Genomic DNA, 21,207 nt, shown 5'->3' with positions numbered 1-21,207 from the left:
GGGTCAGTTATACATGTACCGACTGACACCCTGCATTCGCGAGCAAGCCCGCTCCCACATTTGTTCGGTGGTGTTCAGAAGAATCACGTCATTGCCACTGATGGACAGCCAACACGTCTTCCACTTTATTCAGCAGTGTTATCGCGCCATCCATCAACTGCCCCAGCAGCGCCTCATCCTCATCCATATACCCTTCGTACTCCGCCAGGTTTCGGCGCTCATGACACAGCGCTAATAACCTCACCTGCACCTTGTTCGCGTCGGCGGAGTGAATCAGACATTGAAAGACCAAATAGCGTTTGTCAGAACGATAGCCTTGCAAACGCAAGGCCGAGAGCGCGATGGCGTGAGCAGCGTTGTATGCCAGGTCGAAACGACTGGCGAACGACAACAGTGGGTTGCCCGCATCCCTTAATCGGTCCCGGGCCGAGCGCATCAGTCCATCACACTCCTTGCGATCCGGCGGCTCTGCCTTCAAGCCACCGCTACGTTGCAGGTTCTCCAGGTTTGCCTTGCTGTCCATCCGTGGATTCCAGGGGGTTGCCCCCCATCAGATTGATCTTGTCCTGCTGCACGACCCGCTGCACAAAACTGTTCCCGGCATTCCATTTGCCGATCCAGTCTTCGAGGGTGTAAAGCGTCGGGTTGATGGTGCGGCCCAGTTGCTCTTCCAGCGGCATGAGCTGCTCCATGACTTCACTGTAGTTGAGGCTTTCACCTATCAGCATCAGATCTATGTCACTGGATGAGTGCGCCTCGCCCTTGGCGATGGAGCCGTAGATGAACGCCCACTTCAGTTGCTCGGCGAAAGGCGCCAATGCATTGCGCAAGGGTTCGTCCAGGCTCAGCGTCTTGCGCACGATGGCCAACAACTCCGAGTAAATCGGGCACTGGGGATTGGCTTGGTAGTGGGTCTGGTTGCCTTGGCGCGTCATGCTCAAGATGCCCGCCAACTGCAACCGCTCAAGTTCGCGGGTGAGGCTGCCCTTGCCCACTTGGGCCCAGCGGGCTATTTCGTTGGTGAAGAAACTTTGATCGGGCTTGCCAAAAAGCAGGCCCAGCACTTTTTGCTGGGTGACGGTGAAGAGCGCAGTGCTGAGCGGCAAGGTTTGCATGGCGGCGGCCAAAGAGTCCCAAAAAGGGAACGATAGGTCCCTTTTTGGGAACGATCAAGTTTAAGCGGTTGGGTATAGGAAACGATCAATCGGCAAATACTGGATTCGATCCGAATGAAGATCAAAATGTGGGAGCGGGCTTGCTCGCGAATGCGGTGGGTCAGTTATACATGTACCGACTGACACCCTGCATTCGCGAGCAAGCCCGCTCCCACATTTGTTCGGTGGTGTTCAGAAGAATCACGTCATTGCCACTGATGGACAGCCAACACGTCTTCCACTTTATTCAGCAGTGTTATCGCGCCATCCATCAACTGCCCCAGCAGCGCCTCATCCTCATCCATATACCCTTCGTACTCCGCCAGGTTTCGGCGCTCATGACACAGCGCTAATAACCTCACCTGCACCTTGTTCGCGTCGGCGGAGTGAATCAGACATTGAAAGACCAAATAGCGTTTGTCAGAACGATAGCCTTGCAAACGCAAGGCCGAGAGCGCGATGGCGTGAGCAGCGTTGTATGCCAGGTCGAAACGACTGGCGAACGACAACAGTGGGTTGCCCGCATCCCTTAATCGGTCCCGGGCCGAGCGCATCAGTCCATCACACTCCTTGCGATCCGGCGGCTCTGCCTTCAAGCCACCGCTACGTTGCAGGTTCTCCAGGTTTGCCTTGCTGTCCATCCGTGGATTCCAGGGGGTTGCCCCCCATCAGATTGATCTTGTCCTGCTGCACGACCCGCTGCACAAAACTGTTCCCGGCATTCCATTTGCCGATCCAGTCTTCGAGGGTGTAAAGCGTCGGGTTGATGGTGCGGCCCAGTTGCTCTTCCAGCGGCATGAGCTGCTCCATGACTTCACTGTAGTTGAGGCTTTCACCTATCAGCATCAGATCTATGTCACTGGATGAGTGCGCCTCGCCCTTGGCGATGGAGCCGTAGATGAACGCCCACTTCAGTTGCTCGGCGAAAGGCGCCAATGCATTGCGCAAGGGTTCGTCCAGGCTCAGCGTCTTGCGCACGATGGCCAACAACTCCGAGTAAATCGGGCACTGGGGATTGGCTTGGTAGTGGGTCTGGTTGCCTTGGCGCGTCATGCTCAAGATGCCCGCCAACTGCAACCGCTCAAGTTCGCGGGTGAGGCTGCCCTTGCCCACTTGGGCCCAGCGGGCTATTTCGTTGGTGAAGAAACTTTGATCGGGCTTGCCAAAAAGCAGGCCCAGCACTTTTTGCTGGGTGACGGTGAAGAGCGCAGTGCTGAGCGGCAAGGTTTGCATGGCGGCGGCCAAAGAGTCCCAAAAAGGGAACGATAGGTCCCTTTTTGGGAACGATCAAGTTTAAGCGGTTGGGTATAGGAAACGATCAATCGGCAAATACTGGATTCGATCCGAATGAAGATCAAAATGTGGGAGCGGGCTTGCTCGCGAATGCGGTGGGTCAGTTATACATGTACCGACTGACACCCTGCATTCGCGAGCAAGCCCGCTCCCACATTTGCTCGGTGGTGCCTGTGAAGTAGCGGTCCTAAACAGGGAACGACCAGCCCCTATTTGGGACCGCTTTAACCTTCCGCCGCCGGGCTGACCTGCTCCAGCGCTCTATCGACCAGCAACTGGCCCAACTCGGCCATTTGCTGAATGCCGAGCATGATTGCGCGCTGGGAAGTATTCAGGTCAAAGGCCAGGTTGCAGGTCATGGCGTTCAGCGATGACAGGGTTTCACTGGCGTTGACGAGTAGAGCTTCGGTGTTCTGGTGGGGGTTTACGGTGAAGATATTGGACGAGGACGAATTAGGCATGATGTGCGGTTCCTAAACGAATCATTGAGGAACGCCTTTGAATCTAGGCGTCTTGAACGCCTAAACAGATTTCTCGGACTTGCACGTCCGTGTCACCGTTTTTTCGATGACGGAACGAAGACTAGCCGCCATGACTACCCGCAACAAGTTCATGCACAGCCCGAAATCTTGCAGGAAAAATCTGAAGCCCTCCTACAAATCTCGAAGCAAAGGCGCTTCCTGTGGTGAGCGGGCTTGCCACAGAGAGTATTCCGACAAGGTATTCAGGTTGTTGCTTGGAACCCGCCCCTCTAGTCTTTTTTCCCTCCGGATAGCGCCACGGGCAAACATCATGAACCCGACCGTCAAACCCAACATAGGCATGCACAACCCACCTCCCCCAGGCGAAATCCTGCTTGAAGATGTAATCCCAGCCTTGGGCATTACCATCACTGAAATGGCACGACGACTGGGCTTTGCCCGCGAGACATTTTCAAGGATCTTGCATGGCCATGCGCCTGTCAGCCCCGACCTTGCCGTGAGGCTGGAGCGGGCAGGCGTGAGTACCGCGCAGCTATGGTTGTCGATGCAAAGTGCCTACGACTTGTGGCAGGCCGAGCATCGGGAGCAACCGGTGATTGAGCGATTTGCGCGGATTGATTGAGATCTTGGGCCGAGCACAATTCAGTGTGGGAGCTGGCTTGCCTGCGATTGCGGTGGGTCAGTTGTTGATGCAGTGACTGACAAACCGCTATCGCAGGCAAGCCAGCTCCCACAGTGGATCTTCACAAGGCTAATCGTCAGGCCAACCCGGACTCTACCAATAAGGCCTCCAACCCCATCAAATCCGGTACTTTCGCCACATGCTCCCCCACCTGCACCGCCGCCAGTTCCAGCGGGCACAGCGGCACATCCACGTAACTCAACTGGCTATCGAGCTTGTACGAGCGGGGAATGCCCTGAATCACCATCGCAATGAACTTCAATGTCGGTCGCCCGCCGAGCGCGTTCAACACCACAATCCGCGAGCGCTCGCCGGTCACGCTGGCCTCACCGCACACCGCCTCAAAGCTGATCAACGGCAACTGCCGGTCGCGCCAGGTCACTTGCCGCAGGTACCACGGCGGTGCATCGCTGGCCGGTTCGCCGCGCTGGAAGTCGATCAGTTCGGCAACGGCAACGTTGGGCAGCACCAGGTGGCGGTCAGCCAGGGGCAATAGCAGGCCGGTGAGTTGGCTGGTGCGGTGGTCAAGCATGGGACTTGCTCCAGTAGGCGATGCTTTCCAGCAGCACCGACTCTTGATACGGCTTGCCGAGGTAGTCGTTGACGCCAATGGCCATGGCGCGGTCGCGGTGTTTTTGGCCGGTGCGCGAGGTGATCATGATGATCGGCAGGCGCATCAGCCGTGGGTCGTTGCGCACCTGGATGGCCACTTCGAAGCCGTCCATGCGCGGCATTTCGATGTCGAGCAGCATCAGGTCCGGGGTGTGTTCTTCGAGCAGGGCAATGGCGTCGATCCCGTCTTTGGCAGTGAGTACGTTCATGCCGTTGCGCTCCAGCAGGCGGCTGGTGACTTTGCGCACGGTGACCGAATCGTCCACGACCAGCACCAGCAGCGGGCGTTTTTTCAGCGGGTCGTTGAGGACCAGCGCGGCGTCGACCGACTGGGCCGGCAAGGCCGGTTGCCGGGCGCGGATATGCGCGAGCAAGTCGATGATCAACACCACGCGGCCATCGCCCAGAATGGTCGCCCCGGACAACCCCTGCACGCCCGCAAACTGCGGGCCCAGGCCCTTAACCACGATCTCTCGCGTACCGGCCATGGCATCCACATGCACCGCCACGCGCCGCTCGTTGCATTGCACCAGCAGCACCGGCACCGGCTGGTACTGGCCCAACAGTTTCGGCCGGGCGACGGTGTGCAGCAGGTCGCCCAGGTAGAACAACTCGTAGCGCTGACCGGCGTATTCATAACGCGGTGGGTCTTGTTGGTAGTGCCCCGCCAGTTCGTGGGGCAGCACGCGCACCAGGCCTTCAATAGTGTTGAGCGGAATCGCGTATTGATCGTCCGCGCATTGCACCATCAGTGCCCGGTTGACCGACACCGTAAACGGCAGGCGAATGCGAAAGTGCACGCCCGCGCCCGGCGTCGAATCAATGACCATCGAGCCACCGAGTTGGCGCACTTCTTCGTGCACCACGTCCATGCCCACGCCACGCCCGGAAATCTGCGTGATTTTTTCCGCCGTGGAGAACCCCGGCTGCAGGATGAACTGCAACACGTCGCGGTCGCTGATCTCTTGATGGGGGCTGAGCAAACCCCGCTTGATTGCCTTGCGCCGCACCGCCTCAAGTGGCACCCCGGCGCCATCGTCGCGCATGTCGAAGACGATATCGCCGCCTTCGTGGGTCAGGTCCAGGCTGATACGGCCCCTCGCAGGTTTGCCGGCCAGCAACCGTGCCTCGCGCGATTCCAGGCCATGGTCCACGGCATTGCGCAGCATATGTTCCAGCGGCGCCACCATGCGTTCCAGCACGTTGCGGTCCATCTCGCCCTCGGCATTGCCGACCACGAATTCGACGTCCTTGCCCAACTCCTCCGCCACCTGGCGCACGATGCGCTTGAGGCGCGGCAGCATGCGTTCAAACGGCACCATGCGCGTGCGCATCAGGCCTTCTTGCAACTCGGTGTTGATGCGCGCCTGTTGCTGCAACAGGTTGTGCGCGTCCTGGTTGCGGCGATCGAGGGTTTCCTTGAGGTCCAGCAAGTCGGAGGCTGACTCAGACAGCGCGCGCGACAGCTGCTGCAACTGCGAATGGCGGTCCATTTCCAGCGGGTCAAATTCTTCATAACCCAGGCGCTCGGCCTCGGCCTGCTGGCGGCTGAGGATGCGGCCCTGGGTTTCGGTGTCGAGCCGGCGCAGTTGGTCGCGCATACGCTCAATGGTGGTTTCGACTTCATTGAGCGCGGTGCGCGCGTCGTTCACCTGCTGCTCGATACGGCCACGGAAGATCGAAGTTTCACCGGCCAGGTTGACCAGGTCATCCAGCAAATCGGCAGAGATTTTCACCATGTCCGCAGCAGGATCAACCGCCGCTTCCGCCTTGCCCGCCGGCAATGCCACAGGCAACAACGGTTCATCACTCGGGTGCACCAGGCTTTTGATCCGCTCGATGAGCTTGTCCACCGAGCCCACCGGCAAGCCGTCCGTCACCGCATCGATCATCTGCGCCAGGCGGTCATGACAGCCCTGCAGCAACGCGAACAGTTCGGGGGACGGGGCCAGCAAACCGGCGGACAGCCCTTCGTAGAGAAATTCCAGCTCATGGGCCAAATCGCCAATCGGCCCGATTTCGACCATGCGCGCGCCCCCTTTGAGGGTGTGCAGGTCGCGCAGCAGGGTTTCCACCTCCTGGCGATTGTTCGGCTCGGCCTGCCAGCGCAGCAACGCGCTGCTTGAACTGTCGAGAATATCGGCGGCTTCTTCGAGGAAAATATCCAGCAGCTCGGGGTCAGCCGGCGCTTCGGGCGCAGTTGCCGGGGTGGCTGGCGTGCTGCTCTGGCGTAACTCGCGCAGTTGAGCGATCAAGTCGCTGGAGTCGCTCAGGGGTTGGTGGCCTTGCAGTTGATCCAACTGCAAGGCCAGCCGCTCATGGCTGGCCATCAGCACGTGGGACAGTTCCGGCGAGTAGCTGTAGCGCCGGTCCACCAAGCCTTCGTAAAGGCATTCCAGCTCATGGGCCAGGTTGCCAATTGGCCCAATCTCGGCCATGCGCGCGCCGCCTTTGAGGGTGTGCAAATCCCGTTGCAGTGACGAGAGCGGTGCCGCGCTGTCGGGCTCCAGCAACCAGCGTTTAAGCGACTGCCCGGCGCTGTCGAGGATATCCACCGCCTCTTCCAGGAAGATCTCGACGATCTCGTCGTCCATCGCCGTGTCCTGGCCCAACTGTGCCGTGGCGGCGCCCAGTTCCGAGATGCTCAGGGCGCGGCTGCCGTCGCTTTTGATCAGGCCGGTGGCGGACGGATCGAGGGCGTCATCAAGCAATTCGCGCAGGGCTTGTACCCGCGCCGGGGCCGGGCTGATTTCCTGGCCGGCGGCCAGTTGGTCGAGCATGTTGATCAACGCTTCATGGGCCTGTTCGGCCTCCTGGAAAAACCGCTCGCTGACCGCCAGGCTGCTCTCTTCCACGGCACCGTACAGATCGAGCAAGGCCTCGCACAGCGCGTCGATGGCGTGCAGGTCGGCGATGTGCGCGCCCTCGCCCAAGGTGGTCAATTCGTCCAGCAGCGCCGTCAGCTCCTGGCGCTCGCCGGGGTGTTGCTGCCAGCGGCGCAGCAGGCTTTCGGCATCCAGCAGGATGTCCATGCCTTGGGCCAGGAAGTTGGTAATCAGCTGCGGGTCGCGTTTGATACGCAGGCCCGTATTAGGCGCGTCGAGCAAGGCGTCGAGCTGATGGTCGAGCAGGCTTTGGGTACGGCCGATCAGGTCCGCTGCGCCCTTGATCGGCACGAGCGGGTCGCTGTCCAGTTGTCGCAACCCGCGCTGGAACAAACCTTCAGCTTCCAGCAACAGTTCCACTTCATCCAGGTCCAGCGGCAGGCGGTGGGCCTTGTATTCGCGGGTCAGGTGATCTAGCGGCCGCGCCAGTTCGGCAATCGGCAACACGCCAGCCATGTAGGCGCTGCCCTTGAGGGTGTGCAGGGCGCGTTGCAATTCATCGCTGACTTGCAGCGGCACGTGTTCGGCGGCCTGCTGCAGGAAGTGGTTGAGGCTTTCCAGGTGGCTCTGGGCTTCGTTGCGGAAGATCTCCAACAGCATCGGGTCGTGGGGTTCTGCGACCTTTTCAGTGCCGCTGGCCAGGGCGTGGGCACGGGCGGCCAAGGCGTCGACTTCATCGCGTTGGCGTTGGTCATCGGTGGCGAAATCGGCAATCAATTCCGGCAGCAGGGCCACGGCTTCATCCAGCACCTGTTGAATATCAGGGCCGAGAGTAACGCTGCGTTCGAGCACGCGGTTAAGCAGGTTTTCCACTGCCCAGGCCAACTCGGCCAGCACCAGGGCGCGGACCATACGGCCGCTGCCTTTCAAGGTGTGGAACGCGCGGCGCATCTCGCCTTGAGCGGTTTTGTCCGCGCAATTCGGCAAGTAACGGTGCAGCACTTCGAGGACTTCGTCGGTTTCTTCGAGGAAGACTTCGCGCAGCTCATCGTCGATGGGCTCTTCACCGAGCGGCGGTGGCAGCAGGCTGCCGGGGCGTTGCAGTGCAGGCGGGTTCAGGCGTGATGTCGGGCTGGCCAGTGCGTCGAACTGGGATTGGCTCGGCGCAACCTCGGTCGACAGCGCGCCGTCCGGCGCGACCAGCGCCTGACGCCAGGGTTTTTCGGCGGGCAGGTAGCCGAGTGCGGCCAGGCCCTGGGTGGCCAGTTCCAGTACGCGTTCACCCGCAGCGTCGGCGTCCTGAAGCATGCGCTCCAGGTAGTACTCCAGGCTGCTGATCACGTCGGCAAAATGCGCCAGTTGTACCTCGGAGGGCACGGCCTCATTCACCATCAGTTGTTCATCGACATAATCGGTACAGCCGCGCATCAGGCTCGCCGCGCGCGGCAGGGGAATCATCGCCAACGCCCCGCGCACTTGGCTGAGTAACTCGGGCAGAGACTCCAGGCGCTGGCGATCCCAATGGGCTTCAATGCAGTCAATCACCAGCTCTTTGGCTTGCTTGAGGCACTGGCAGGATTCGCGGATAACCAGTTGGTGAATCTGGGTCAGGTCAGTGGTGGGCAGGCGGCTTTCTTCGCGGCTTTCCGGTTCGACGGTGCCAACCATTCCCGCCAGCGTGGCCTCGACATAGAGCAAGGCCCCGGCGACATCCATCAGCACTGCATCATTGGGTTCGCGGTGGCCTTGGACCAGGCCAAGCACCACGGCAAGCTGGTCGATAATGACTTTGCGCGGCTGGCCGAAGCCCAGCACGGCCAAGGTGTCGGCGATCTGCCGCAGGGGCGCCAGCAAGGCATCGAGGTCGCTGGTGTGCTGCCGGTCACTGCGCACGAACAGGTCCAGGCGCTCCTTGACCCGCACCAGTTCCTCGCATAACGCGCCAAGCACCGAGCCCATGGCATTGCGATCCGGCCCGGCCAGGCGCGCGCGCTCGGCATCGACCACGGCGCTGTCGGGCAAGGCTTCATCCAGGCCGTAGCGTTCCTTGAGGCTTTGCATGCGCGGCGTTGGCCGGGTGACCTTGGCGACGTAGAACAGCAGGCTCTTGAGCAGTTCATCCGGCGCAGGTTGGTTGATGCCGCCGATACCCTGGACCAGCAGGCGCTTGAGTTGTTTGTCGCTGGCTTTGAGCAAACTGCGCAGCGCCGGGCTGTTGGCGATCACGCCCGTGAGCATGCCTTCGACCAGCGCCGAGGTGACTTGCCACAAAGGCAGCAGCGGCGCGCCCTGGCATAGCGCTTCGAGGCGCGCGAAAACCCGCGCCATGTCTTCCAGGTTGCTTGGGCCATGGTCTTCGCGCAGCAAACCGGCCAACGCCTGCAGCAGAAGCTGGTGCCACTGGCGCAGTTGCTCGTGAAGGTCAGGCAGCGCGCGCTGGGCCAAGGCCTCATCGGGCAACGGCCCAATCGACAGCAGTTGCGGGCTGAACAGGCTGGTCTCCGACAGCAGACTTTCGCCGCGCGCGCTGCGCAGGTCATTGAGCAGCGGCAACACCACCAGCGGCAGGTCGCGGCGGGCACTGTGTACGCGCTCGAGGTACAGCGGCAACTGGCTAAGCGCCTGTTGCAGCAGGCGGATGCTTTCATCGCGCTGGCTGACGCGTTCGGCTTGCAGGGCCAGGGCCAGCTCTTCAATTTCTTCAGCCAGCAGGGCCGCGCCGTAGAACTCGACCATTTGCAGCGCGCCATGCACCTGATGGATGCAGGCCAGGCACTCGCCGATGGCGTCGCCGTCGCTGGTTTCGACAAACGCGTCCAGCGCCGAACGGGCCTGTTTCAGGGTTTCGGCAATGTCGCCCTTGACCCATTCGAGGGCCACGTAGTCGTGCCGATCAACCATAACTGCTCCGCTTAGAATTCATGAACTGCGTGTGTTGCCAAGATCTCAAAACCAATGAAGATTAAATGTGGGAGCGGGCTTGCTCGCGAATACGGTGGGCCAGCCAGCAGATTAGGCGACTGATACATAGCTTTCGCGAGCAAGCCCGCTCCCACATTTTGACTGCATTTCAATCCTCAACTTGCTTGGGCGGTGGCAAGGTGAAACCCGACACCGACCTGCGCAACTGGCTGGCCATCTTCGCCAGGTTGCCGATACTTTCGGCGGTGGCGGTCGAGCCGGATGACGTCTGCGTGGTGATTTGCTGGATCACGTTCATCGTCAGGGAGATCTGCCCGGCGGACGACGTCTGTTGCTGCGCCGCATTGGAAATACTCTGAATCAACGCCGCCAGGGTTTTCGACACGCCTTCGATTTCTTCCAGCGCCACCCCGGCGTCCTGGGCCAATCGCGCGCCACGCACCACTTCGGTGGTGGTCTGTTCCATGGAAATAACGGCTTCATTGGTGTCGGTCTGAATCGCCCGCACCAGCGTTTCGATTTGCCGGGTGGCGGCGGATGAGCGCTCAGCCAGCCGTTGTACTTCATCGGCCACCACCGCAAAACCGCGCCCGGCGTCACCGGCCATGCTCGCCTGGATCGCCGCGTTGAGGGCGAGGATGTTGGTCTGGTCGGCAATGTCGTCGATCAGGCTGACGATATCGCCAATCTCCTGGGAAGACTCGCCCAGGCGCTTGATACGCTTGGCGGTGTCCTGGATCTGCTCGCGAATGTTGTCCATGCCGTGGATGGTGTTGTGCACCACCTCATTGCCCTTGTTGGCGATTTCAACCGAACGCTCCGCCACCGCCGAAGACTCCGCCGCGTTGGCCGACACCTGGTCGATGGACTGGGCCATCTGGTTGATCGCGGTGGAGGCTTCGGCGATCTGCTGGGCCTGATGCTCCGAGGCCTGGGCCAGATGCATGGCGGTGGCCTGGGTCTCTTGCACCGCGCCGGCAACTTGCCCGGCGGTGAGGTTGATGGTGGCGACCAGATCGCGCAGTTGGTCCACCGAATAGTTGATGGAGTCGGCGATGGTGCCGGTGAAGTCTTCGGTCACCGAGGCGGTCACCGTGAGGTCCCCATCGGCCAGGTCTTCGATTTCGTCGAGCAGGCGCATGATCGCGTTCTGGTTGCGCTCGTTCTTCTCGGCGGTTTCATGCAGTTGGCGGTTGGTTTCGCGCACCATCACCAGGCCGATCAGGATGATCGAGGTCAACGCCAACAGGCCCAGCACATAGCCGCCGATGGTGTCGAAGCTGCGCCCGCTGGCGAGGTTTTCAAACCCGGTGGCCAGGTGTGAGGCTTCATCGAGCAGGGTTTGCGACAGGTTGAAAATATTGCTCGCCGAAGCGCGCACCTGGAACAGTTGCGGCGAGGTTTCGAGGATTTCATCCACAGAGCCGGAGACGAACTCGAACAGCTCGGCGATTTCCGCCAGGCGCGCGCGGGCATCGTGGTCTTCAACCTGGGTAATGCGCAGGCCCGGGTTGCCGTTGAGCATGCCGTTGAGCACCAGGCCGAAGCGGTTGGCATCGCGACCAAACGCGTCGGCGGCCTGCACGGCGGTTTCGTCGCCGGCCAGCACGGTGTTGACGGCGCCCAGGATGCGCTCGGCCAGCAGCGACTGGCGCTGAGCCAACGCCACCTGGCTCGCCGGGGCGCCGCGCTGCAGCAAGATATCGACGACCTTTTCCGACTCCATCTGCAATTGCGGCACGGTTTCGGCCAGGGTCGCGGCCACTTGATGCAACGACAACACCGTCTGCTCGCTGGCGAGGATCGCGTCGGTGTTTTTCAGCAGCGCTTCCCAGTCAGTCTGCACGGCGCGCATCTCGGCGCGTACCGCACTCGGCGCCGCCGGCAGGCCGGTCTCGGCGTCACCTTTTTTCAGGTAGCCCCAGCGCTGGGCGAAGTCGTTGCGCGCGTCGCCCAGCAGCTTGAACGCGGCGGCCTTGCCGGCGGCGGCCTCGGTGGCATTTTTGGCGATGCGCTGGGACAACACGCGCAGCTCACCGGCGTGGCCGATGTACTGTTTGTCATAGGTGGACTGGGTGTTGAGGTACGCGAAGTTGGCGAACAACAGCATGATGAACACGATCAGCGCGATAAACAGCACGATGATCTGCGAACGGCTGCGCGACGCGGCTTGCGGTTTGGGAGTAGTAGCGGTGGTCATGCGGCAACATCCATGAAACCTGGGGCCTGGGCCAAAGCGAAGGGGCTGAAGACCTGCCAGAGCTGGTCGCTGTCGAACTGCCCCTGAATAAACGGCACGCCGGAGTTGGCGCCCGTCAACAAGGCGTCTTGTGCGAAATGCTGCATGCCCACCACCTCATCTACCAGCAGCCCGACAAACAAGTCGTTGAATTCCACCACCAGCACCCGCCGTTGCTTGCGCGCCTTGGACAGGTCCAGGCCGAGAAACCCGCCCAGGTCCATCACCGGCAGCAAACGCCCGCGCAGGTTGGCCACGCCCTTGACCCAGGGTTTAACACCCGGCATCAAGGTGCAACGCGGTTCGTGCAACACCTCGGCGACTTCGCCCATCGGCGCCACATACCAATGCGGCCCCAGGCGAAAGCCGATCCCGCTCCAACGCTGCAGGCGGGTTTCCTGGGACGGCAGGTCAGCGGCCAACAGGCGGCAGCGGCGGTCGATGTCCAGCAGCAGCTCGAAGGCGGTTTGCGACTCGGTCATGATGGCGTGCCGTCAGCCGGCCAGCACCTTGTTCAGGGTGGCGATCAGGGTTTCTTCGTCAACCGGTTTGGTCAGGTAGTCCTTGGCGCCCTGGCGCGCGCCCCAGATCTTGTCGGTTTCCTGATCCTTGGTGGTGATGATGATGATCGGAATGCCGTTGGTTTCCGGCTCCTTGGACAGCTGACGCGTTGCCTGGAAGCCATTGAGGCCCGGCATCACGATGTCCATCAGGACCGCATCGGGTTTTTCCTGACGGGCCAGCGCCACGCCGTCAGCGCCATTTTCGGCCTTGAGGACCTGATGCCCATGCTTTTCCAGCATGCCGGTCAGTTTGTACATTTCAGTCGGCGAATCGTCGACGATCAGAACGCGTGCCATGGTTTTCCCCACTACATTGGTCGGCGCCTGCCCTTGTGAGGCGGCGTCAGTGTGCTTGTTCTACTGCGGCGAACCCTGGCACATAGGCCTTGATCGCACTCAGCAGTTCTTCCTTGCTGAAAGGCTTGGTCAAAAACTGATCGACACCAACGATGCGCCCCTTGGCCTTGTCGAACAGGCCGTCCTTGGAGGACAGCATGATCACCGGGATCGACTTGAACGCCGGATTATTCTTCACCAGGGCGCAGGTCTGATAGCCATCCAGGCGCGGCATCATGATGTCGACAAAGATAATGTGCGGGTGGTGATCAACAATCCGGGCCAATGCATCGAAACCGTCGATGGCCGTGATGACATCGCACCCCACGTTCTTCAACAGCGTCTCGGCGGTGCGGCGGATCGTTTTCGAATCGTCGATCACCATCACTCTCAAGGCGTTGGAATGCTGTTCCATATCTGCTCTACCATCGCCACAGCGAATCGGTTTTCGGTGTGTACTGCCTGATGTTGCACAGGATGAGCGCCGCAAGCCTTGGAATTCAAGGGCTGCTGCGCCGTGCCAGTCTTTTTAGCACAGTCTCCGGGCGCAATCTATCGAGCAACCGGCCAGGTGGTTTTTCCTTGACCCACAACAGCCGCAGCGCCACTCTGACGCCACTTTTATGCGCCCTAATTTGCTAGAGGAAATCCCCCATGAGCGTTCGCGTCGGCATTGTCATGGACCCTATCGCCAGCATTTCCTATAAAAAGGACAGCTCGCTGGCCATGCTCCTGGCCGCCCAGGCCCGCGGCTGGACCCTGTTCTATATGGAGCAGCGCGACCTTTACCAGGGCGACGGCGAAGCCCGCGCACGCATGCGCCCGCTGCAGGTGTTTGCCAACCCGGAAAAGTGGTTTGAGCTTGCGGATGAAATCGACAGCCCCTTGAGCGACCTGGACGTGATCCTGATGCGCAAGGACCCGCCGTTCGACATGGAATTCGTCTACTCCACCTACCTGCTGGAGCAAGCCGAGCGCGCCGGCGTGCTGATCGTCAACAAGCCGCAAAGCCTGCGCGACTGCAATGAAAAGCTGTTCGCCACGCTGTTCCCGCAGTGCACCCCGCCCACCGTGGTCAGCCGCCGCGCCGATGTGCTGCGTGAATTCGCCGCCAAGCACGGCGATGTGATCCTCAAGCCGCTGGACGGCATGGGCGGCACCTCGATCTTCCGTCACCGTGCCGGCGACCCGAACCTGTCGGTGATCCTGGAAACCCTGACCGCGCTGGGCACCCAGCAGATCATGGGCCAGGCTTACCTGCCGGCGATCAAGGACGGCGACAAGCGCATCCTGATGATCGACGGCGAGCCGGTGGATTACTGCCTGGCGCGTATCCCGGCAGCGGGTGAAACCCGTGGCAACCTGGCGGCCGGCGGTCGTGGTGAAGCACGGCCATTGTCGGACAAGGACCGTTGGATCGCCGCTCAGGTTGGCCCAACCCTGCGCGAGAAAGGCCTGCTGTTTGTGGGGCTTGACGTTATTGGTGAGAGCCTCACTGAAATCAACGTCACCAGCCCGACCTGTATCCGCGAGATTGACAACGCATTTGGCACGAACATCGGCGAAATGCTGATGGCGGCCATTGAGCGCAAGCTACAAGCCAAGTGACATAGAACAGCCGGACACACACCAACATTGCGTTATCATGCGCCACCTGTGAAACGCGCGATGTTGGTTTTTTTGTCATGACACTCCCGTCCGATCTGCCCCCCGAACTCTCCCACAGTGGCGTGCGCCCGGCTGATCGGCTCGGATTTACCCTGTTCCTGGCGGCCTTGATTCACCTCGCCTTGCTGCTCGGCCTGGGCTTCTCCTTTGTCGAACCCAAGCAGATCACCAAAACCCTGGAAATCACCCTCGCCACGTTCAAGAGCGAAAAGAAGCCGGAGAAGGCGGATTTTCTCGCTCAGGACAACCAGCAGGGCAGCGGCACGCTCGACAAGAAAGCCGTGCCCAAGACCACTGAAGTGGCGCCGTTCCAGGACAACAAGGTCAATAAAGTCACCCCGCCGCCGACGCCCAAGCCCGAAGTCAAGCAAGCCGCGCCCAAGGCTGCGGTGACCACCGTCGCGCCCAAACCGCAAAAAGCCCCGACCCAGCGCGAAAAAGCCAAGACCGAACCACAGCCCGAACCGGTGAAACCGGCGCCGACTTTTGACAGTTCGCAACTCTCCGACCAGATCTCCAGCCTCGAAGCCGAACTGGCCAACGAACAACAGCTGTACGCCAAGCGCCCCCGTATCTACCGCCTGAACGCTGCCTCGACCATGCGCGACAAAGGTGCCTGGTATAAGGACGAGTGGCGCAAGAAGGTCGAACGCATCGGCAACCTCAACTACCCGGATGAAGCCCGGCGCCAGCAGATCTATGGCAATTTGCGCTTGTTGGTGTCGATCAACCGTGATGGTTCGTTATATGAAGTGCAGGTGCTGGAGTCATCGGGCCAGCCGCTGCTGGACCAGGCCGCCCAGCGCATCGTGCGCCTGGCCGCGCCTTTCGCACCGTTTACCGGCGACCTGAATGATGTGGACCGCCTGGAAATCATCCGCACCTGGAAGTTTGCCCGGGGTGATCAGCTGTTCAGCAATTGATGACAATTGCCACATCACCCGCATCCCCAGCTTGTCAGTTCGCCCCTCCAACGCCACACTAGCGGACATGAAAAATGTCAGCCCGACCTACCTCAAGCACCAATTCCTGATCGCCATGCCCCATATGGCCGACCCGAACTTTGCGCAGACCTTGACCTATATCGTCGAGCACACGGCCAATGGTGCCATGGGGCTGGTAGTGAACCGCCCGCAAGAGCTGAACCTGGCCGACATCCTTGAGCAACTGCGCCCCGAGATCGACCCGCCGGCCCGTTGCCAGAGCGTGCCGATCTATATCGGCGGGCCGGTGCAGACCGATCGTGGTTTTGTGCTGCACCCGACCGGGCCCAAGTTTCAGGCCACGGTCGACCTCGAAGGTGTGTCGTTGTCCACTTCCCAAGACGTGCTGTTCGCCATCGCCGACGGCGTGGGGCCTGAGCAAAGCGTGATTACCCTCGGCTACGCCGGTTGGGAAGCCGGGCAACTGGAGGCCGAATTGGCCAGTAATGCGTGGCTGACCTGCCCGTTCGACGCCGACATCCTGTTCAACACCGCCAGCGAACTGCGCCTGGAAGCGGCGGCGGCCAAGTTGCGGGTCAACCTCAACCTGCTGACCAGCCAGGCGGGGCACGCCTGATGGCCTTGCGCTTGATCCTCGGGTTTGACTACGGCACCAAACAGATCGGCGTGGCAGTCGGCCAGGTCATTACCGGCCAGGCCCGCGAGCTGTGCACCTTGAAAGCCCAGAACGGCGTGCCGGACTGGAACCAGGTCGAAGCCCTGATCAAGGAGTGGAAGCCCGACGCAGTAGTAGTTGGCCTGCCCTTGAACATGGACGGCACCCCCAGCGAGATGTGCCTGCGCGCGGAAAAATTCGCCCGCCGCCTCAACGGCCGCTACAACCTGCCCTTCTATACCCACGACGAACGCCTGACCACCTTTGAAGCCAAAGGCGAGCGCCGCGACCGTGGTGGCCAGAAAGGCAGTTACCGCGACAACCCGGTGGACGCCATCGCCGCCGCCTTGCTGTTGCAGGGTTGGCTGGATGAAAACACCGCTTTATTTGAATCCTGACTGACGCGGCTTGCCGCGTCTTTTTACGTTTGAGCCCGGACCTTGCACGCACCCCCGCCGCGCAAGGCCTTGAAGGAGCCACCATGAGCCTGCCCAATCCCGCCGAACTGATCAGCCAGATGGCGATTCGCCTCAAGGCGCACCTGCAACACCGTGCCATCAGCGAACCGCGCTTTATCGGCATTCGCTCCGGCGGTGTGTGGGTGGCCCAAGCGTTATTGGAAGAACTGGGCAGTGATTCGCCACTGGGCACGCTGGATGTGTCCTTCTACCGCGACGACTTCAGCCAGAACGGCCTGCACCCGCAAGTGCGTCCTTCGGCCCTGCCGTTCGAAATCGAAGGCCAGCACCTGGTGCTGATCGACGACGTGCTGATGAGCGGCCGCACTATCCGCGCCGCCATGAACGAGCTGTTCGACTATGGCCGCCCCGCCAGTGTGACCCTGGTGTGCCTGCTGGACCTGGACGCCGGCGAATTGCCGATCAGCCCGGATGTAGTCGGCGCAACCCTGTCCCTGGAAGCCCACCAGCGGGTAAAATTGTCCGGTCCAACGCCGCTCGAACTCGAACTGCAAGACCTTGCCCTTTAAACCGCCTTGTACAGAGTCCCCGCGATGACGCCTCTAGATGCCAAGCGCCCGCTGCAGCTCAATGCTCAGGGCCAGCTGCAACACTTCTTGTCCCTCGACGGTTTGCCCCGCGAACTGCTGACTGAAATCCTCGACACGGCCGACTCGTTCCTTGAAGTCGGTGGCCGCGCGGTGAAGAAGGTCCCGCTGCTGCGCGGCAAGACCATCTGCAATGTGTTCTTCGAGAACTCTACCCGCACCCGCACCACCTTTGAACTGGCGGCCCAGCGGCTGTCGGCCGACGTGATCACGCTGAACGTGTCCACCTCGTCGGCGAGCAAGGGCGAGACCCTGCTCGACACCCTGCGCAACCTGGAAGCCATGGCCGCCGACATGTTCGTGGTACGCCACGGCGACTCCGGTGCCGCGCACTTCATCGCCGAACACGTGTGCCCGAACGTGGCAATCATCAATGGCGGCGACGGCCGTCACGCCCACCCGACCCAAGGCATGCTCGACATGCTGACGATCCGTCGGCACAAGGGCGGCTTTGAAAACCTGTCGGTGGCCATCGTCGGCGACATCCTGCACTCGCGGGTAGCCCGCTCAAACATGCTGGCCCTCAAAGCCCTGGGTTGCCCGGACATCCGCGTGATCGCGCCAAAAACCTTGCTGCCGATCGGCATCGAGCAGTACGGCGTGAAGGTCTACACCGACATGGCCGAAGGCCTTAAGGATGTGGATGTGGTGATCATGCTGCGTCTGCAACGCGAGCGCATGTCCGGCGGCCTGCTGCCGAGCGAAGGTGAGTTCTACCGCCTGTTCGGCCTGACCACCGCGCGTTTGGCCGGCGCCAAGCCGGATGCCATCGTGATGCACCCAGGCCCGATCAACCGTGGCGTAGAGATTGAGTCGGCGGTGGCCGACGGCGCGCAATCGGTGATCTTGAACCAGGTGACTTATGGCATCGCCGTACGCATGGCCGTGCTGTCCATGGCCATGAGCGGGCAAACCGCGCAACGTCAATTCGAGCAGGAGAACGCCCAGTGAAGCTCAGCATTCTCGGCGCCCGAGTCATCGATCCGGCCAGCGGCCTGGATCACGTTACCGATCTTCATGTGGAAGCCGGCAAAATCATCGCCATCGGCGCCGCGCCCAGCGGCTTCAGCGCGGTTGAGACCATCGACGCCAAAGGCCTGGTGGCCGCGCCTGGCCTGGTGGACCTGAACGTCGCCCTGCGTGAGCCGGGTTACAGCCGCAAAGGCAGTATCGCCAGCGAAACCCGCGCCGCCGCTGCCGGTGGCGTGACCAGCCTGTGCTGCCCTCCGCACACCAAGCCCGTGCTGGACACTTCGGCCGTGACCGAGTTGATCCTCGACCGCGCCCGTGAAGCCGGCAATTGCAAAGTGTTCCCGATCGGCGCGCTGAGCAAAGGCCTGGAAGGCGAACAGCTCGCCGAGCTGATCGCCCTGCGCGACGCCGGTTGCGTGGCATTCGGCAACGGCCTGGAAAGCTTCCGCAGTACGCGCACGCTGTGTCGCGCCCTGGAATACGCGGCCACTTTCGACTTGACGGTGATTTTTCACTCCCAGGATCGCGACCTGGCCGAAGGCGGCCTGGCCCATGAAGGCGCCGTCGCCAGCTTCCTCGGCCTGCCGGGCATTCCGGAAACCGCTGAAACCGTGGCCCTGGCCCGCGACCTGCTGCTGGTGGAACAAAGCGGCGTGCGCGCGCACTTCAGCCAATTGACCAGCGCGCGGGGCGTGGCCTTGATCGCCCAGGCACAGGCTCGTGGCCTGCCGGTGACGGCGGACGTGGCGTTGTATCAGCTGATTTTGACCGATGAGGCGCTGATCGACTTTTCCAGCCTTTACCACGTGCAGCCGCCGCTGCGCACCCTGGCCGACCGTGAAGGTTTGCGTGCGGCCGTGAAGTCAGGCGTTGTCTCGGCGATCTCCAGCCATCACCAGCCCCACGAGCGGGATGCCAAGCTGGCACCGTTTGGCGCGACAGAGCCGGGCATCAGCAGCGTCGAACTGTTGCTGCCATTGGCGATGACGCTGGTGGAGGATGGCTTGCTCGACCTGCCGACGCTGCTGGCGCGCCTGAGCGCCGGCCCGGCCGAGGCCTTGCGCCTGCCGGCGGGTAAGCTGGCGGTGGGCTCGGCGGCGGACCTGGTGCTGTTTGATCCGGCCAGCTCCACGGTTGCCGGGGAACACTGGCTGTCCAAGGGCGAAAACTGCCCGTTCATCGGCCATAGCCTGCCGGCGACGGTGCGGTACACCTTGGTGGATGGGCGGATCAGCTACCAGGCCTAAAGCGGGCACGGTAAAAAAAGTGGGAGGGGGTTTGCTCCCGATGGCGGTGGGTCAGTCAGCTTATCTGTAGCTGACCCACTGCCATCGGGAGCAAGCCCCCTCCCACATTTGGTTTTGTATAGGCCTTGAGAGACTCAGCGCCCGCTATTGCGCTCGGCATTGCGGATCGAAATCTGCGTATTCAACGTCCAGAAGTCATACAGCACACCGATCAGGAACAACCCACCGGTCAGCAGGTAGATCAGGCCAGTGATCCATTTGCCCTGGTACATACGGTGCAGACCGAACACACCCAGGAACGCCAACAGTACCCAGGCCACGTTGTATTCGATGGGCCCGGCGGTAAAACGCAGGTCCGCTTCACGGTCCATGGCCGGGATCAGGAACACGTCGATCAGCCACCCGATACCGAACAGGCCGAAGGTGAAAAACCAGATTGTCCCGGTCACGGGCTTGCCATAATAGAAGCGATGCGCCCCGGTAAAACCGAAAATCCAGAGCAGGTAGCCAATCACCTTGCTGTGGGTGTCCTGCTGCATCACATCCTGTCGATAGGTGTTCATGGAGTACCTCTTTTGCCTCGATAGATAAATTTTTTCATTTTCTTTGTGACTTTTTTACGGGCGCCCGACGCACGGCAAATGGTATCTTCCCTCCCGCAAAGCCTTATGCCACCTGACCTCTGTAGGACAATAGCGGCAATTCGTCGCGTTTTTCCTGAATTTGACCCCAGGGTTCAGTCGACAAACGGCCTTAGAACGACACAAAAAGCTGTTATAAAGTTGCGCGCAAACCAAAAAGAGCCACGCCTAATGCGACCATTTTTCAAGACATGGCTAACCATTTGCCTATTAATGCCACTGGCCGCCCACGCCACCAATCGTGAGCAACGTCTTCCTAACGTTAACGGTTTTACCCCTAAAGTTCACAGCACACCCAGCACTGCCAAGTCGGTAAAGCTGACCGTCAACCGCCCGACTCAAGTGAGCAAGGCCCACGGTAAAGCCATTCATACCCAACTGGCCGGCAACACCAAGCAAAGCAGTAATGTCCTCAGCCGCGCCGTTAACGTGCTCGGTACTCCTTATCGTTGGGGCGGCAGCAGCCCAAGTAAAGGGTTCGACTGCAGTGGCTTGGTGAAATATGCCTTTAATGACGTTAAAGCGGTGGATTTGCCCCGCACTTCCAACGCCATGGCCGCCGGCCACGGGCTGAAGGTTGATCGCAAGGACCTGAAACCGGGTGACCTGTTGTTCTTCAAACTGAAGAGCCGCCAGGTCAACCACGTTGCCATCTACCTGGGCAACGACCGTTTTATCCACGCACCGCGTCGTGGCAAGTCGGTGAGCATCGACACGCTGAAGAAGCCGTTCTGGGACAAGAACTACGTGATTGCCAAGCGTGTTCTGCCTAAAGAGCAGAACAACCTGCGGGTTGTGCAGCGCTGATCCCTGGCTGAAATGCGGTAAAAATGTGGGAGCGGGCTTGCTCGCGAAGGCGGTAGATCAGTCACCTAAGATGGTGACTGACACTGCGCCTTCGCGAGC

At 61.0% G+C, this 21,207-nt stretch carries 21 protein-coding genes; 9 read left to right on the top strand and 12 right to left on the bottom strand.

Translation table 11 applies throughout. From position 1 onward, the window contains the following. Positions 1-88: 88 nt before the first annotated feature. The 5 genes from ACDZ94_RS10575 to ACDZ94_RS10555 all read right to left on the bottom strand — a co-directional run bounded on the left by ACDZ94_RS10575 (position 89) and on the right by ACDZ94_RS10555 (position 2,908). A complete protein-coding gene (locus tag ACDZ94_RS10575; RefSeq protein ID WP_221295829.1) occupies positions 89-523 on the bottom strand; it encodes a hypothetical protein in 435 nt (144 codons plus the stop codon). Next, complete coding sequence (locus ACDZ94_RS10570) at positions 486-1,115, bottom strand: nucleotidyltransferase domain-containing protein (RefSeq protein ID WP_432751427.1); 630 nt, start codon at positions 1,113-1,115, stop codon at positions 486-488. Before ACDZ94_RS10570 ends, ACDZ94_RS10575 begins: the two co-directional genes overlap by 38 nt. A gap of 245 nt (positions 1,116-1,360) precedes the next feature. Next, positions 1,361-1,795 (bottom strand): hypothetical protein, encoded by a 435-nt coding sequence (locus tag ACDZ94_RS10565; RefSeq protein WP_221295829.1) that lies wholly within the window; start codon positions 1,793-1,795, stop codon positions 1,361-1,363. Next, positions 1,758-2,387 (bottom strand): nucleotidyltransferase domain-containing protein, encoded by a 630-nt coding sequence (locus ACDZ94_RS10560; protein WP_432751427.1) that lies wholly within the window; start codon positions 2,385-2,387, stop codon positions 1,758-1,760. The genes ACDZ94_RS10565 and ACDZ94_RS10560 overlap by 38 nt, the downstream gene beginning before the upstream one ends. A 284-nt stretch (positions 2,388-2,671) precedes the next feature. Next, positions 2,672-2,908 carry a DUF6124 family protein gene (locus ACDZ94_RS10555; RefSeq protein WP_432751426.1) on the bottom strand — a complete coding sequence of 79 codons (237 nt, stop codon included), beginning with the start codon at positions 2,906-2,908 and terminating at the stop codon, positions 2,672-2,674. 355 nt (positions 2,909-3,263) lie between these two features. Here ACDZ94_RS10555 and ACDZ94_RS10550 point away from each other — a divergent pair, with 355 nt between their 5' ends. Further along, a complete protein-coding gene (locus ACDZ94_RS10550; protein ID WP_221296152.1) occupies positions 3,264-3,551 on the top strand; it encodes a HigA family addiction module antitoxin in 288 nt (95 codons plus the stop codon). A 136-nt stretch (positions 3,552-3,687) separates the two neighbouring features. Here the strand turns inward: ACDZ94_RS10550 and ACDZ94_RS10545 are convergent, their stop codons facing one another. From ACDZ94_RS10545 to pilG, 6 genes are all read right to left on the bottom strand, one after another. Next, positions 3,688-4,143 (bottom strand): chemotaxis protein CheW, encoded by a 456-nt coding sequence (locus tag ACDZ94_RS10545; protein ID WP_432751425.1) that lies wholly within the window; start codon positions 4,141-4,143, stop codon positions 3,688-3,690. Beyond that, on the bottom strand, positions 4,136-9,949 hold the full coding sequence (locus tag ACDZ94_RS10540) for an Hpt domain-containing protein (RefSeq protein ID WP_432751424.1): 5,814 nt from the start codon (positions 9,947-9,949) through the stop codon (positions 4,136-4,138). The genes ACDZ94_RS10545 and ACDZ94_RS10540 overlap by 8 nt, the downstream gene beginning before the upstream one ends. 169 nt (positions 9,950-10,118) lie before the next feature. After that, a complete protein-coding gene (locus ACDZ94_RS10535; RefSeq protein WP_064454539.1) occupies positions 10,119-12,170 on the bottom strand; it encodes a methyl-accepting chemotaxis protein in 2,052 nt (683 codons plus the stop codon). Next, the gene (locus ACDZ94_RS10530; RefSeq protein ID WP_064454540.1) at positions 12,167-12,691 is read right to left on the bottom strand and encodes a chemotaxis protein CheW; all 525 of its coding nucleotides are present in this window, start codon (positions 12,689-12,691) and stop codon (positions 12,167-12,169) included. The genes ACDZ94_RS10535 and ACDZ94_RS10530 overlap by 4 nt, the downstream gene beginning before the upstream one ends. A gap of 12 nt (positions 12,692-12,703) precedes the next feature. After that, positions 12,704-13,069 (bottom strand): twitching motility response regulator PilH, encoded by a 366-nt coding sequence (gene pilH / locus ACDZ94_RS10525; RefSeq protein WP_014720320.1) that lies wholly within the window; start codon positions 13,067-13,069, stop codon positions 12,704-12,706. Between the two features lie 46 nt (positions 13,070-13,115). Further along, on the bottom strand, positions 13,116-13,523 hold the full coding sequence (gene pilG / locus ACDZ94_RS10520) for a twitching motility response regulator PilG (RefSeq protein ID WP_003176671.1): 408 nt from the start codon (positions 13,521-13,523) through the stop codon (positions 13,116-13,118). Positions 13,524-13,762: 239 nt separating this feature from the next. Between pilG and gshB the strand changes: the two genes are divergently transcribed. The 7 genes from gshB (at position 13,763) to ACDZ94_RS10485 (ending at position 19,660) form a co-directional block, all read left to right on the top strand. After that, on the top strand, positions 13,763-14,716 hold the full coding sequence (gshB, locus tag ACDZ94_RS10515) for a glutathione synthase (RefSeq protein ID WP_094949150.1): 954 nt from the start codon (positions 13,763-13,765) through the stop codon (positions 14,714-14,716). Between the two features lie 77 nt (positions 14,717-14,793). After that, the gene (locus ACDZ94_RS10510; RefSeq protein ID WP_262666471.1) at positions 14,794-15,699 is read left to right on the top strand and encodes an energy transducer TonB; all 906 of its coding nucleotides are present in this window, start codon (positions 14,794-14,796) and stop codon (positions 15,697-15,699) included. Positions 15,700-15,766: 67 nt separating this feature from the next. Then, entirely contained in the window at positions 15,767-16,336 is a 570-nt protein-coding gene (locus tag ACDZ94_RS10505) for a YqgE/AlgH family protein (protein WP_057022840.1), read from the top strand. Further along, positions 16,336-16,773, top strand: a complete 438-nt coding sequence (gene ruvX, locus ACDZ94_RS10500; protein WP_003213744.1) for a Holliday junction resolvase RuvX — start codon at positions 16,336-16,338, stop codon at positions 16,771-16,773. Before ACDZ94_RS10505 ends, ruvX begins: the two co-directional genes overlap by 1 nt. Before the next feature lie 83 nt (positions 16,774-16,856). Then, positions 16,857-17,363 (top strand): bifunctional pyr operon transcriptional regulator/uracil phosphoribosyltransferase PyrR, encoded by a 507-nt coding sequence (gene pyrR, locus ACDZ94_RS10495; RefSeq protein ID WP_064454543.1) that lies wholly within the window; start codon positions 16,857-16,859, stop codon positions 17,361-17,363. Positions 17,364-17,387: 24 nt separating this feature from the next. Further along, the gene (locus tag ACDZ94_RS10490; RefSeq protein WP_259763341.1) at positions 17,388-18,392 is read left to right on the top strand and encodes an aspartate carbamoyltransferase catalytic subunit; all 1,005 of its coding nucleotides are present in this window, start codon (positions 17,388-17,390) and stop codon (positions 18,390-18,392) included. After that, positions 18,389-19,660 carry a dihydroorotase gene (locus tag ACDZ94_RS10485; RefSeq protein ID WP_064454545.1) on the top strand — a complete coding sequence of 424 codons (1,272 nt, stop codon included), beginning with the start codon at positions 18,389-18,391 and terminating at the stop codon, positions 19,658-19,660. The genes ACDZ94_RS10490 and ACDZ94_RS10485 overlap by 4 nt, the downstream gene beginning before the upstream one ends. Positions 19,661-19,794: 134 nt before the next feature. Here ACDZ94_RS10485 and ACDZ94_RS10480 read toward each other — a convergent pair whose 3' ends face one another. Beyond that, a complete protein-coding gene (locus ACDZ94_RS10480; RefSeq protein WP_064454546.1) occupies positions 19,795-20,223 on the bottom strand; it encodes an NINE protein in 429 nt (142 codons plus the stop codon). 249 nt (positions 20,224-20,472) lie between these two features. Here ACDZ94_RS10480 and ACDZ94_RS10475 point away from each other — a divergent pair, with 249 nt between their 5' ends. Further along, a complete protein-coding gene (locus ACDZ94_RS10475) occupies positions 20,473-21,108 on the top strand; it encodes a C40 family peptidase (RefSeq protein ID WP_053258477.1) in 636 nt (211 codons plus the stop codon). Positions 21,109-21,207 lie beyond the last annotated feature (99 nt).

This window comes from Pseudomonas sp. UBT (assembly GCF_050915955.1).
Lineage (GTDB): Bacteria > Pseudomonadota > Gammaproteobacteria > Pseudomonadales > Pseudomonadaceae > Aquipseudomonas > Aquipseudomonas antarctica_A.
This window is presented reverse-complemented; position numbering and strand designations above follow the sequence as displayed.

Coding starts and splice junctions, on each gene's coding strand:
- ACDZ94_RS10490 (WP_259763341.1), top strand. CDS start 17,388: ATGACGCCTCTAGATGCCAAGCGCCCGCTGCAGCTCAATGCTCAGGGC.
- ACDZ94_RS10545 (WP_432751425.1), bottom strand. CDS start 4,143: ATGCTTGACCACCGCACCAGCCAACTCACCGGCCTGCTATTGCCCCTG.
- ACDZ94_RS10480 (WP_064454546.1), bottom strand. CDS start 20,223: ATGAACACCTATCGACAGGATGTGATGCAGCAGGACACCCACAGCAAG.
- pilG (WP_003176671.1), bottom strand. CDS start 13,523: ATGGAACAGCATTCCAACGCCTTGAGAGTGATGGTGATCGACGATTCG.
- ACDZ94_RS10565 (WP_221295829.1), bottom strand. CDS start 1,795: ATGGACAGCAAGGCAAACCTGGAGAACCTGCAACGTAGCGGTGGCTTG.
- ACDZ94_RS10570 (WP_432751427.1), bottom strand. CDS start 1,115: ATGCAAACCTTGCCGCTCAGCACTGCGCTCTTCACCGTCACCCAGCAA.
- gshB (WP_094949150.1), top strand. CDS start 13,763: ATGAGCGTTCGCGTCGGCATTGTCATGGACCCTATCGCCAGCATTTCC.
- pyrR (WP_064454543.1), top strand. CDS start 16,857: ATGAGCCTGCCCAATCCCGCCGAACTGATCAGCCAGATGGCGATTCGC.
- ACDZ94_RS10510 (WP_262666471.1), top strand. CDS start 14,794: ATGACACTCCCGTCCGATCTGCCCCCCGAACTCTCCCACAGTGGCGTG.
- ACDZ94_RS10475 (WP_053258477.1), top strand. CDS start 20,473: ATGCGACCATTTTTCAAGACATGGCTAACCATTTGCCTATTAATGCCA.
- ACDZ94_RS10530 (WP_064454540.1), bottom strand. CDS start 12,691: ATGACCGAGTCGCAAACCGCCTTCGAGCTGCTGCTGGACATCGACCGC.
- ACDZ94_RS10535 (WP_064454539.1), bottom strand. CDS start 12,170: ATGACCACCGCTACTACTCCCAAACCGCAAGCCGCGTCGCGCAGCCGT.
- ACDZ94_RS10505 (WP_057022840.1), top strand. CDS start 15,767: ATGAAAAATGTCAGCCCGACCTACCTCAAGCACCAATTCCTGATCGCC.
- ACDZ94_RS10540 (WP_432751424.1), bottom strand. CDS start 9,949: ATGGTTGATCGGCACGACTACGTGGCCCTCGAATGGGTCAAGGGCGAC.
- ruvX (WP_003213744.1), top strand. CDS start 16,336: ATGGCCTTGCGCTTGATCCTCGGGTTTGACTACGGCACCAAACAGATC.
- ACDZ94_RS10575 (WP_221295829.1), bottom strand. CDS start 523: ATGGACAGCAAGGCAAACCTGGAGAACCTGCAACGTAGCGGTGGCTTG.
- ACDZ94_RS10560 (WP_432751427.1), bottom strand. CDS start 2,387: ATGCAAACCTTGCCGCTCAGCACTGCGCTCTTCACCGTCACCCAGCAA.
- pilH (WP_014720320.1), bottom strand. CDS start 13,069: ATGGCACGCGTTCTGATCGTCGACGATTCGCCGACTGAAATGTACAAA.
- ACDZ94_RS10555 (WP_432751426.1), bottom strand. CDS start 2,908: ATGCCTAATTCGTCCTCGTCCAATATCTTCACCGTAAACCCCCACCAG.